9 protein-coding genes, 7 tRNA genes and 2 rRNA genes are annotated in these 12,017 nt (G+C 40.0%); 12 read left to right on the forward strand and 6 right to left on the reverse strand.

The window, feature by feature from the left end:
* The first annotated feature begins 98 nt into the window (after positions 1-98).
* From GPZ88_RS06740 to GPZ88_RS06780, 9 genes are all read left to right on the forward strand, one after another.
* Positions 99-2,998: ribosomal RNA gene (locus tag GPZ88_RS06740) — 23S ribosomal RNA — on the forward strand.
* Positions 2,999-3,083: 85 nt separating this feature from the next.
* Positions 3,084-3,199, forward strand: a 5S ribosomal RNA gene (gene rrf, locus GPZ88_RS06745).
* Between the two features lie 4 nt (positions 3,200-3,203).
* Positions 3,204-3,276 (forward strand) — tRNA-Val (locus GPZ88_RS06750).
* 24 nt (positions 3,277-3,300) lie between these two features.
* Positions 3,301-3,373 (forward strand) — tRNA-Asp (locus GPZ88_RS06755).
* Between the two features lie 3 nt (positions 3,374-3,376).
* Positions 3,377-3,449, forward strand: a tRNA-Lys gene (locus GPZ88_RS06760).
* 9 nt (positions 3,450-3,458) lie between these two features.
* A tRNA-Leu gene (locus tag GPZ88_RS06765) sits at positions 3,459-3,540 on the forward strand.
* 14 nt (positions 3,541-3,554) lie between these two features.
* A tRNA-Thr gene (locus tag GPZ88_RS06770) sits at positions 3,555-3,627 on the forward strand.
* Positions 3,628-3,654: 27 nt separating this feature from the next.
* A tRNA-Ile gene (locus GPZ88_RS06775) sits at positions 3,655-3,728 on the forward strand.
* A gap of 11 nt (positions 3,729-3,739) precedes the next feature.
* A tRNA-Glu gene (locus GPZ88_RS06780) sits at positions 3,740-3,811 on the forward strand.
* A gap of 53 nt (positions 3,812-3,864) precedes the next feature.
* Here the strand turns inward: GPZ88_RS06780 and GPZ88_RS06785 are convergent.
* The 3 genes from GPZ88_RS06785 to recX all read right to left on the reverse strand — a co-directional run bounded on the left by GPZ88_RS06785 (position 3,865) and on the right by recX (position 5,625).
* Positions 3,865-4,176 (reverse strand): DUF960 domain-containing protein, encoded by a 312-nt coding sequence (locus GPZ88_RS06785; protein ID WP_039697342.1) that lies wholly within the window; start codon positions 4,174-4,176, stop codon positions 3,865-3,867.
* Positions 4,177-4,229: 53 nt separating this feature from the next.
* Positions 4,230-4,763 carry a nucleoside tri-diphosphate phosphatase gene (gene ntdP / locus GPZ88_RS06790; RefSeq protein WP_006531621.1) on the reverse strand — a complete coding sequence of 178 codons (534 nt, stop codon included), beginning with the start codon at positions 4,761-4,763 and terminating at the stop codon, positions 4,230-4,232.
* 85 nt (positions 4,764-4,848) lie between these two features.
* A complete protein-coding gene (gene recX, locus GPZ88_RS06795) occupies positions 4,849-5,625 on the reverse strand; it encodes a recombination regulator RecX (RefSeq protein ID WP_093815172.1) in 777 nt (258 codons plus the stop codon).
* 56 nt (positions 5,626-5,681) lie between these two features.
* Between recX and GPZ88_RS06800 the strand changes: the two genes are divergently transcribed.
* From GPZ88_RS06800 to GPZ88_RS06810, 3 genes are all read left to right on the forward strand, one after another.
* Complete coding sequence (locus GPZ88_RS06800; RefSeq protein ID WP_074563213.1) at positions 5,682-6,584, forward strand: tetratricopeptide repeat protein; 903 nt, start codon at positions 5,682-5,684, stop codon at positions 6,582-6,584.
* Positions 6,584-7,936, forward strand: coding sequence for a 23S rRNA (uracil(1939)-C(5))-methyltransferase RlmD (rlmD, locus tag GPZ88_RS06805; protein ID WP_166043788.1), 1,353 nt, complete (start codon positions 6,584-6,586; stop codon positions 7,934-7,936). The genes GPZ88_RS06800 and rlmD overlap by 1 nt, the downstream gene beginning before the upstream one ends.
* A 245-nt stretch (positions 7,937-8,181) precedes the next feature.
* Positions 8,182-8,754, forward strand: a complete 573-nt coding sequence (locus tag GPZ88_RS06810; RefSeq protein WP_166044368.1) for a GNAT family N-acetyltransferase — start codon at positions 8,182-8,184, stop codon at positions 8,752-8,754.
* An 83-nt stretch (positions 8,755-8,837) separates the two neighbouring features.
* Here GPZ88_RS06810 and pnuC read toward each other — a convergent pair whose 3' ends face one another.
* The 3 genes from pnuC to GPZ88_RS06825 all read right to left on the reverse strand — a co-directional run bounded on the left by pnuC (position 8,838) and on the right by GPZ88_RS06825 (position 11,975).
* Positions 8,838-9,569 (reverse strand): nicotinamide riboside transporter PnuC, encoded by a 732-nt coding sequence (gene pnuC / locus GPZ88_RS06815; protein WP_157628778.1) that lies wholly within the window; start codon positions 9,567-9,569, stop codon positions 8,838-8,840.
* 6 nt (positions 9,570-9,575) lie between these two features.
* Positions 9,576-10,214, reverse strand: a complete 639-nt coding sequence (locus tag GPZ88_RS06820) for a deoxynucleoside kinase (RefSeq protein ID WP_074563216.1) — start codon at positions 10,212-10,214, stop codon at positions 9,576-9,578.
* Between the two features lie 409 nt (positions 10,215-10,623).
* Positions 10,624-11,975 (reverse strand): IS3 family transposase gene (locus tag GPZ88_RS06825; RefSeq protein WP_166043261.1). Its coding sequence is split into 2 segments (ribosomal slippage): positions 10,624-11,513 and positions 11,513-11,975, totalling 1,353 coding nucleotides; the frame shifts between segments, so codons are not numbered across the junction.
* Between the last annotated feature and the right edge of the window lie 42 nt (positions 11,976-12,017).

The raw sequence follows: 12,017 nt of genomic DNA on the forward strand, positions 1-12,017 counted from the left end.
TCAAATTCCACGATTCAAGAAATTGAATTGTAGATAGTAACAAGAAATAAACCGAAACGCTGTGATTTAATGAGTTTAAGGTCAACAGACCAAAATAAGGTTAAGTTAATAAGGGCGCACGGTGGATGCCTTGGCACTAGAAGCCGATGAAGGACGTGACTAACGACGAAATGCTTTGGGGAGTTGTAAGTAAACATTGATCCAGAGATGTCCGAATGGGGGAACCCGGCATGTAATGCATGTCACTCATTACTGTTAAGGTAATGAAGAGGAAGACGCAGTGAACTGAAACATCTAAGTAGCTGCAGGAAGAGAAAGCAAACGCGATTGCCTTAGTAGCGGCGAGCGAAATGGTAAGAGGGCAAACCGATGTGTTTACACATCGGGGTTGTAGGACTGCGACGTGGGACGACAAGATTATAGAAGAATTACCTGGGAAGGTAAGCCAAAGAGAGTAACAGCCTCGTATTCGAAATAGTCTTTAACCCTAGCAGTATCCTGAGTACGGCGAGACACGAGAAATCTCGTCGGAATCTGGGAGGACCATCTCCTAACCCTAAATACTCTCTAGTGACCGATAGTGAACCAGTACCGTGAGGGAAAGGTGAAAAGCACCCCGGGAGGGGAGTGAAATAGAACCTGAAACCGTGTGCCTACAACAAGTTCGAGCCCGTTAATGGGTGAGAGCGTGCCTTTTGTAGAATGAACCGGCGAGTTACGATATGATGCGAGGTTAAGTTGAAGAGACGGAGCCGTAGGGAAACCGAGTCTTAATAGGGCGCATTAGTATCATGTCGTAGACCCGAAACCATGTGACCTACCCATGAGCAGGGTGAAGGTGAGGTAAAACTCACTGGAGGCCCGAACCAGGGCACGTTGAAAAGTGCTTGGATGACTTGTGGGTAGCGGAGAAATTCCAAACGAACTTGGAGATAGCTGGTTCTCTCCGAAATAGCTTTAGGGCTAGCGTCGATGTTAAGTCTCTTGGAGGTAGAGCACTGTTTGATTGAGGGGTCCATCCCGGATTACCAATATCAGATAAACTCCGAATGCCAATGAGATATAATCGGCAGTCAGACTGCGAGTGCTAAGATCCGTAGTCGAAAGGGAAACAGCCCAGACCACCAGCTAAGGTCCCAAAATATATGTTAAGTGGAAAAGGATGTGGGGTTGCACAGACAACTAGGATGTTAGCTTAGAAGCAGCTATTCATTCAAAGAGTGCGTAATAGCTCACTAGTCGAGTGACCCTGCGCCGAAAATGTACCGGGGCTAAAACATATTACCGAAGCTGTGGATACCTTTTAGGTATGGTAGGAGAGCGTTCTATGTGTGAAGAAGGTGTACCGTGAGGAGCGCTGGAACGCATAGAAGTGAGAATGCCGGTATGAGTAGCGAAAGACAGGTGAGAATCCTGTCCACCGTATGACTAAGGTTTCCAGGGGAAGGCTCGTCCTCCCTGGGTTAGTCGGGACCTAAGGAGAGACCGAAAGGTGTATCCGATGGACAACAGGTTGATATTCCTGTACTAGAGTATATAGTGATGGAGGGACGCAGTAGGCTAACTAAAGCGTGCGATTGGAAGTGCACGTCTAAGCAGTGAGGTGTGATATGAGTCAAATGCTTATATCTCTAACATTGAGCTGTGATGGGGAGCGAAGTTAAGTAGCGAAGTTAGTGATGTCACACTGCCAAGAAAAGCTTCTAGCGTTAATTATACTCTACCCGTACCGCAAACCGACACAGGTAGTCGAGGCGAGTAGCCTCAGGTGAGCGAGAGAACTCTCGTTAAGGAACTCGGCAAAATGGCCCCGTAACTTCGGGAGAAGGGGCGCTGGCTTTAAGTCAGCCGCAGTGAATAGGCCCAAGCAACTGTTTATCAAAAACACAGCTCTCTGCTAAATCGTAAGATGATGTATAGGGGGTGACGCCTGCCCGGTGCTGGAAGGTTAAGAGGAGCGCTTAGCATTAGCGAAGGTGTGAATTGAAGCCCCAGTAAACGGCGGCCGTAACTATAACGGTCCTAAGGTAGCGAAATTCCTTGTCGGGTAAGTTCCGACCCGCACGAAAGGCGTAATGATTTGGGCACTGTCTCAACGAGAGACTCGGTGAAATTTTAGTACCTGTGAAGATGCAGGTTACCCGCGACAGGACGGAAAGACCCCATGGAGCTTTACTGCAGTTTGATATTGAGTATCTGTACCACATGTACAGGATAGGTAGGAGCCTATGAAATCGGGACGCTAGTTTCGGTGGAGGCGTTGTTGGGATACTACCCTTGTGTTATGGCTACTCTAACCTAGATAGGTTATCCCTATCGGAGACAGTGTCTGACGGGCAGTTTGACTGGGGCGGTCGCCTCCTAAAAGGTAACGGAGGCGCCCAAAGGTTCCCTCAGAATGGTTGGAAATCATTCGCAGAGTGTAAAGGTATAAGGGAGCTTGACTGCGAGAGCTACAACTCGAGCAGGGACGAAAGTCGGGCTTAGTGATCCGGTGGTTCCGCATGGAAGGGCCATCGCTCAACGGATAAAAGCTACCCTGGGGATAACAGGCTTATCTCCCCCAAGAGTTCACATCGACGGGGAGGTTTGGCACCTCGATGTCGGCTCGTCGCATCCTGGGGCTGTAGTCGGTCCCAAGGGTTGGGCTGTTCGCCCATTAAAGCGGCACGCGAGCTGGGTTCAGAACGTCGTGAGACAGTTCGGTCCCTATCCGTCGCGGGCGTAGGAAATTTGAGAGGATCTGCTCCTAGTACGAGAGGACCAGAGTGGACTTACCGCTGGTGTACCAGTTGTCTTGCCAAAGGCATCGCTGGGTAGCTATGTAGGGAAGGGATAAACGCTGAAAGCATCTAAGTGTGAAGCCCACCTCAAGATGAGATTTCCCATGATTTTATATCAGTAAGAGCCCTGAGAGATGATCAGGTAGATAGGTTAGAAGTGTAAGTGTGGTGACACATGTAGCGGACTAATACTAATAGCTCGAGGACTTATCCAAAAAAGAAACGAGTCAATATTGACAGCGAGTCGGTTTCTTGTTAGAATATATAGGTATTCAATTTTGATTGGATAATCAATCATAGTTAAGTGACGATAGCCTAGGAGATACACCTGTTCCCATGCCGAACACAGAAGTTAAGCCCTAGCACGCCTGATGTAGTTGGGGGTTGCCCCCTGTTAGATATGGTAGTCGCTTAGCAAAAGGGAGTTTAGCTCAGCTGGGAGAGCATCTGCCTTACAAGCAGAGGGTCAGCGGTTCGATCCCGTTAACTCCCATTAACAATGGTATATAAACCAAAAGGTCCCGTGGTGTAGCGGTTATCACGTCGCCCTGTCACGGCGAAGATCGCGGGTTCGATTCCCGTCGGGACCGTTTGACTCGTTAGCTCAGTTGGTAGAGCATCTGACTTTTAATCAGAGGGTCACTGGTTCGAGCCCAGTACGGGTCATATTAATATGCGGGTTTGGCGGAATTGGCAGACGCACCAGATTTAGGATCTGGCGCTTAACGGCGTGGGGGTTCAAGTCCCTTAACCCGCATTAAATAAGAAGTTGCCGGCTTAGCTCAGTTGGTAGAGCATCTGATTTGTAATCAGAGGGTCGCGTGTTCAAGTCATGTAGCCGGCATAACCTTTTGTTAATAGTATTAGCTTAGGGCGCATAGCTCAGCTGGTTAGAGCGCACGCCTGATAAGCGTGAGGTCGGTGGTTCGAGTCCACTTGTGCCCATTTATTAATATGGTCCGTTGGTCAAGGGGTTAAGACACCGCCTTTTCACGGCGGTAACACGGGTTCGAATCCCGTACGGACTATTTTATTTATTTTTGTTTAAAAGGTTTAAAAAAGAAGGCGAAAGCCTTCTTTTTTAGTCTAGTTCATGTGGTAATAAAAGTGTTTCTGTTCCTGATTGATCAATCAGATAGACAATATTTGGAAAGAATGGGTCATACGGGTAATTATAATCAAAAGCAATAGTTGTTTGCTGCTTTTGATTTTGGTAGCAAATCGTTAATTTTCCTTTTTTCTCAGTTAAGCGAAAGCTGATGATTGATTCTAGTGAGATGACACCTTTTAGATAATTATCTAAGATATCCCAGAAGGTATCAATGATTTCGTGTGGAAGGCTTGTTGCTACGCCAAAACTGGCGTATCTTTCTTTACTGATTTCAAATGCCATATAAAACTTCCTTTCTTTAGCGTAAAAGCACCCCTATTGGAGTGCTCGCAACTTTAACGATTCTTAAGTTCAAGATAACGTTTGTACCAAATATTAATATAGGCTTCTGAGAATGGTCCTTTTCCATTGTTAATCCAATCAACAAGGATTTTGACATTCTCTTTTAAAATAAAATCAATGTCTGGAGAATAGCCCATTTCTGCTTTGTGTATTTCGTACTCGTCGACGTCAAGTAGCCTTTTTTCACCGTCTGCAAAGACTTTGACATCCAAGTCGTAATCGATATACTTAAGAGCTTCTTCATCCATGACGTATGGACTAGCAAGATTGCAGTAGTATGAAACACCGTTATCTCTTATCATCGCAATGATATTAAACCAGTATTTTTTATGGAAATAAACAATGGCTGGTTCTCGCGTAACCCAACGTCTCCCATCACTTTCTGTTACTAGTGTGTGATCGTTAACTCCTATAACAGCATTGTCTGTTGTTTTTAGTACCATAGTGTCGCGCCATGTTCGGTGCAAACTACCATCATGCTTATAACTTTGAATTGTAATAAAGTCGCCTTCCTTAGGTAATTTCATGCCTTACCAACTTTCTACAATTAAACTTATCTGTTATAGTTTATCATAATTTTCTGAAAAAGGACACTTAGAAATGCAATTTATTTCACAAATAATCTCTAAGAGCGCTCTTAATATCATCATATGAAAAGCCTTTTCGAGCGAGAGCTTGCGTTAATCGTTGATTTAGTTCATATCCTTCGTATTTTTTACTAAATTTTCGATATTGCTTATCAAGTTCTTTATTTAAAAGTTCGAATTCTTGTTCTTCATCTTTTTCGATATCAAGTGTTTCAAAGGCATCTTTTGCTTCTGTGTATGAGAAGCCTTTATTCATCATATTTTGGATGATTTTATCTTTAAGTGTTTTTGTTGAGAGCTTGTTTTGATATTTACGTAAAAGTTTTTGAGCTGTTTTTTCAGCTAGGTCTGAAAAGTCTAATTCAGCTAATTTTTGGTCAATGAGTTGAGCATCAACTCCTTTTTGAAGTAATTTTTGTTTTAAAACGTAGCCACCCTTATCACCTGATGTTAGATTTTGTGATAAATAGGTTTCAACATATTGAGAATCATTAATCCAGTTTTCTTTTTTGAGGTTTTCAATGATTTCTGGGATATACTGACTATCAATTTCATGTTTCTCTAAGTATTTTTTGACTTCGTCTGCGGTACGTTGCTTGAAAGAAATTTGGTAAAGTGCCAAGTTTTTACCGTATGAAAATTGAGCGTATCTTTGAATATCTTTTAAGGTTGTTTCGTCAATTTCCATATTTTTACTTAACATAAAGTGAACAATAGTGTCTTCTGTTACGTAAAGTTTATCTTTTTCATCAATTTCTAAAAGATATAGCCTTTTTTTCTTTTCGATTTTAGTGATTTTCATACATTCATTATAACAAAAATGTTAAAATAGTAGTGATTAAAGTGCAGGGAGGTGATATGGTGAAAGATAGTAAAATCGTTGATTTAGATGAATACCGCATGCTTAAGTCTTTAAGTGATGACCTTGAAGAGTTTCCGTTTGATGATGACTTTTTAGAAGATGAAGAAGATGAGCTAGACTCTGAAAATTGGAATTTATTTGAGGATTTAACAGAGCTTAGAAAGCGTGTTGATTATTATGAAGAGCTTCATGAGAAGGGTGAAATATCTGAGAAAGATTATTATTTTTCAAAAGTTAATCTTGGTATGCTTTATAAGCAAAATGGACTTTATCAGAGAGCTCTTGAGCAATTTGAAGCGGTTTATGAGCTGGATTCATCGGATTTGTTTGCTTGTCGTCATGAGATAATGGCATTGTATATTTTGACGTCACAATATGATAAGGCTTTGGTATTCTTTAAGAAGCAGTCTGATATTGGACATGATATTTTACTAGAAATCCCTTTGTTAGTTGGGGCTATTTTAGATGGTCATGATGAGATGGCACACTATTTGATTGAAGTTTTGAATGCTGATGTTAAGGATTTTGCTATTTTTTGTCAATCACCCGAGCTTTTGATGGATGATATTATGTCTGTCGGCGCAGCTGGCATTCATCGTCCAGATAGTTTAGAAGCGGTCTATGTAGGACTTTATCGTATTTTACCTTTACTGATGACTGCTGGAAATTATGTGCAAGCTTATTTGAATGATTATTTTTCAGAGCACAAGGCAGGTCAGGCAGAAGTTGAATCGTTAGCCTTTTTATCAGAATACCAAATTGAAATCTTGCTGGCGCATGATATTTATGATTTGCAGGATTTTCAAGTTTGGACAGAAGCAGATATTTTAGCTTTACCTCAGTTTGGTAAGGCAACTTTAGAAAAATTGAAAGAAGTAGGAGTTATATTTAGTCACTAATGAATTTGAAAGTAAAACAAAGAATTCCTTTGAAAATTAAGCGCATGGGAATTAATGGTGAAGGAATTGGATTTTATAAGAAGACTTTAGTCTTTGTTCCAGGTGCTTTGAAGGGGGAAGATATTTTTTGTCAGATTACGGCGGTTAAGCGTAATTTTGCTCAGGCAAGACTTTTGACAATCAATAAGAAATCTAAGTTTCGTGTGGAACCGAAATGTCCCATTTATCAAAAATGCGGTGGCTGTCAGATTATGCACCTACGTTATGATAAGCAGTTGGAGTTTAAGGATGATTTGATTGGTCAATCCTTGAAAAAATTCAAACCTGCTGGTTATGAAAATTATGAAATTAGGCACACACTTGGAATGGAAGTACCGTATCATTACCGTGCCAAATTGCAGTTCCAAACACGTTCTTTTAAAGGAAATGTTAAGGCGGGGCTCTTTGAAGAAGGTAGCCACCGTTTGGTTGATATCAAAGAATGTTTTGTTCAAGATGAACTAACGCAAGCTATTATTAATCGTGTGGCAGAATTGCTAGAAAAACATCATATTCCGATTTATGATGAGCGCAAGGTAGCTGGTATTCGAACAGTAATGATTCGTAAGGCAAAGGCTACTGGACAAGTTCAGATTATTTTTATTACTAGTCGAGATGTCTTTTTAGCACCGCTTATTAAGCAATTAACGGCTGAATTTGAAGCTATTAAGGGAATTGCTATCAACTTTAACCGTTCAAAATCAAGTGAGATTTACGGTGGAAAAACAGAGGTTATCTGGGGAGATGATGATATTTCAGAAGAAGTTTTGGATTATCATTTCAGTCTTTCTCCGCGTGCTTTTTATCAGTTGAATCCTGAGCAAACGCAGGTCTTGTATAGTCAAGCTGTTGCTGCGCTTGATGTGACAGAAGATGACCATGTAATCGATGCTTATTGTGGTGTCGGAACAATTGGTTTTGCTTTTGCAGGTAAAGTTAAGAGTGTTCGTGGGATGGATATCATTCCTGAAGCTATCGAGGATGCTAAGAAAAATGCACAGCGTATGGGCTTTGACAATACTTATTATGAAGCTGGTCGTGCAGAAGACATTATTCCTAAGTGGTATAAGGAAGGTTATCGTGCGGATGCTTTGATTGTTGACCCACCTCGTACTGGTCTTGATGATAAACTCTTGAATACTATTTTGAAATATCAACCTGCTAAAATGGTTTATGTGTCATGTAATACGGCGACTTTGGCTCGTGATTTGGTTAAATTAAGTAAAGTTTACGATGTTCATTACATTCAGTCGGTGGATATGTTTCCGCATACAGCAAGAACTGAAGCAGTTGTGAAACTGGTCCGCAAGTAATTCCTGTTGCTTTCTTGTTTTTAGGCAACAACCTGAAATCATCCACAGGATAATTTCACTCCCGCATACGGCAAGGACAGAAGCAGTTGTTAAGTTAGTCAAGAAATAAGAAAATGATGAAACGTAAGGGGCTCCTTGCGTTTTTTAATAATCGTGAATTTGACAAGTGGTGTTATGTTTATTTTGACACTGGGCTACTTTATCGTTATACTAAATTATTGATTATTTTTGGAGGACTTGTGAGAATGGCCGTTACGATTCGTTTGGCAAGCTTAGATGATGCAAAAGCTCTGCTTGATATTTATCGTTATTATGTTGAAGAAACAGCTATTACTTTTGAATATGATGTGCCGACTTTAGAGGAATTTACGGGGCGTATGCGCTCAATCATGGCTTTTTATCCTTATCTCGTGGCAGAAGAAGATGGCAAGATTCTTGGCTATGCTTATGCTTCTAAATTCCATCCTAGAGCTGCTTATGCTTGGTCAGCAGAAGCGACGGTTTATCTGGATAAGGCTGCGCGTGGTAAGGGTGTAGGACGTCAAATCTATGGAAAGTTAGAAGATTATCTAACTCAAATGGGTATCCTCAATCTTAATGCTTGTATTGCTTCAACTGATGTCGAAGATGCCTATCTGACAAATGGAAGCGAGAAATTCCATCGAGCACTTGGTTATCAATTGGTTGGAAAATTTCATGATTCGGGTTATAAATTCAACCGATGGTATGACATGATTTGGATGGAAAAAATGCTTGGAGAGCATGGAGCGGACGTTGTACCAGTTAAGTCCATTCATGAGATTACAAAAAAAGCTTAACTCTTTTGAGTTAGGCTTTTTGACTATGTTTGCTGATGATATCAAAAAAATCTGAGACTGATGTCCCAGATTTTCGATTTATATTAAGCAACGGTTTCTTGAGCAAGACTTTCTTGTCCTTGGCTCTTCTTCCAGATGATAATGCCTACGAAACCTTGTGCTACCATACCTAGGTAACTAAAAGCAACGATTGGGTTACCGATAGATAGGTAAAGGATAAAGCTTAGCAAATCAACAACTAGCCAAATGTAGTAGCCATCAAGGTGTCCTTTTACTTGACGTTGTTGGGCAGTAAAGGAAAGCCCATTTGTGATGGCATCTAGGATGATTTTTTGTCCGCCCATCCAATAAGAAATAAATCCTAAGCCAAATGTCCAGAAGAAGACAGCGATAAGCACGTCTTTTAGACTGAATTTTTTATCAACGACTAATTCACCATCGTCATTGCGGCGTTTTTTCCAGTTATAATGTCCGATAAATTCGGTTGCAAGGTAGTAGCAACTTTTGAACATTTCACCGTAAACCCCTTGAATACCAGCGACTAAGATACCAGCAACATTTTGAACACCATTTGCTTTAAAGGTGTGCTGCCATTGAATCGCTAGTGTCCATGTCCCAATAAAACCAAAGATAGACATGATAATTGAGAGGACATGTAAGATGTTAAGGTCTCCTGAAAAGAGTGTCGGAATCATCCCGTATAGGGTAAATCCGAGAGAGACTAAGAAGGCAAAGATTACGAAAATCTTTTCTTTTAAGTCAAAACGATTCCAAGCGTTGTTAAATGATTCTTTAAGTGAAAGTTCTTTTTTCAAAAAATGTTAATCTCCAATTCCAATTGATTTCATTTCTTGACGGATCATTTGGTACACTTTATCCCAGTCCTCAGGTTTTGTAACATCGAGGTTGTCGGTGTTAATTTTCATTTTTGGACTGTATTGGTAATCTTCATACCATTTTGTGTAGTGCTTGTGAAGGAGTTTGTAGTAATCTGTTAGACCATTTTCGTCATCTGGTTGTTCAAAATCACGTCCACGTTTTTTGATGTTGTTCATGATGTGGTCAAAACTACCTTCGAGGTAGATTAGCAAATCAGGAGCTTTTTTAGGAAGTCCGTCAATTTCCTCCATCATGTTGTCTAGCAATTCCAAGTAGATATTATATTCTTGATCGCTGATGCTTCCTTGAAGGGTATTAATGTAAGTAAATAAAGCATCTTCGTAGATTGAGCGGTCTAAGACATTGTTGTCTGCTTCGTAAGCTTCTTTGATTGATTTGAAGCGTTTGTTCAAGAAGTAAATTTGTAAAGCAAACCCGTATTTTTCAGGGTCTTCATAGTATTTATCTAAAATTGGGTTATTATCAACAGGTTCAAAGAAAGCTGTTGTGCCAAGTTCTTTGGCTAAGAGAGAAGTGTAGGTAGTTTTTCCGACTCCTATCATTCCTGCTAGAATAATCACGATGGTAATGCACCTCCAATATGCTAATTCTGTAGTGTTTATTTAAAAATGTAATGTGTAAAATGTATTTTTGATTGCAAAGCTATCTGTCTAGAGTAAGGTTAGTAAATGTATGTTTGGTGAGTTATTATGGTTTGGAAATAGGTGAAACAAGTCCTCCTTTCCCAGTAGAGTATCTATATGTGACAAAGTCAAGGCCTTGTATTTGTCATAATAAATGATTTAAGCACAATATCTTGTGCCCGGATAAAATAGTAGCACTATATTTTGTGTTTGACAAGAGCGAAAACTTAATTATTTTTGACTAAAAAGTCAAAGATGGCTAAAAATCAGGCTTTTAGCGTAAGCAAAAAAATTTTTTAAAAAAACTCAGCTAAAATGTACTGACCCCAAAAAGTTGGACAATTAATTATTGAAAGGATTTAGTCCTGTATTGTACAGGGCTAAGTCCTTTTAGTTTGACTTTAATCCGTTTATTATTGTAATAATCGATGTAATGAATAATGGCTCGTTTGAGTTCATCTAGTGACTTAAAGGTCTTCTCAAAGCCATAAAACATTTCTGATTTTAAGATACCAAAGAAAGATTCCATCATACCGTTGTCTGGGCTGTTGCCTTTGCGGGACATGGATGGACGAATTCCTTTTTGATTGAGAAATTCATGATAAAACTGGTGTTGGTATTGCCACCCTTGGTCACTGTGAAGAATCGTATTGTCATAATGTTCATCTGGAAAAGCTTTCGCTAACATAGTCTTGATTTGTTCCAAATTAGGCGAAGTTGATAGTTGATAAGCAATAATTTCACTATTATAACCATCTAAAACTGGTGATAAGTATAATTTTTGAGAGCTAGCTGGAATAGCAAATTCAGTGATATCTGTATAACATTTTTCGTAAGGCTTTGAAGCTTCAAAGTGACGTTGGATGAGATTATCAGCTTTCTTGCCAACTTCACCCTTGTAAGAGGAGTATTTACGTTTACGGCGAATACGTGCAGTCAAATTCATACGTTTCATTAAGCGTTGTACTTTTTTGTGGTTGACCAAAAAGCCTTGGTTTCTTAGTTCCAAAGTGATGCGGCGATAGCCATAGTTGCCTTTGTGCTCGTCATAAATCATCTTGATTTTAGCTTTAAGAACCTTGTTTTTGTCAAGCTTATTTAGCTGTTTCAAGTGGTAATAGTAAGTTGAACGAGCCAAACCCGAAAATTCTAAAAGGATATCTAGTCTGAATCCTCCTCTAACCATTTCTCTAATTGTCGCTGTTGTTCGCGCATTTTGGCTTCGTCCCTCAAGCGAGCTGCTCTCAACTTTTTTAGGAAAACATTCTCCGTTCGTAACCGCTCATTTTCCTCTCTAAGTCGTTCTAGCTCAGTCATTTCTTCCCAGGTTTTCTTTGGTTTACGCCCCATTTTGCTTGGTCTCCCTCTTGTTTTCTCAACAATAGTATACCCATTTTTCTTGTATTGTGCTAGCCAATTGGAAAGTGTTCCTATGTTAGGAAGAGCATATTCAAGAGAGACAGACAATTGAGTACGACCTTCAAGAAGGACTTGATTGATAATTTCTTGCTTTAGTTCAGGAGAATAATACCTATTTTTACTTTTTTTAACAATCTCTACGCCATATCGGTCCATAAGCTTAACCATGTAACGTAGATTTCTAGGATTAACATCATAGGTTTGACCCAGCTGAGGCCAAGACAAACCTTGTTTTCTGAGTTTATAGATTTCTAGTTTATCTTCATAAGTTAATTTCATACAAAAAGCACCCCAATCGTTAGATTTTTTGTCTAACTTTTG

The sequence above is a fragment of the Streptococcus ruminicola genome (assembly GCF_011387195.1).
GTDB lineage: Bacteria > Bacillota > Bacilli > Lactobacillales > Streptococcaceae > Streptococcus > Streptococcus ruminicola.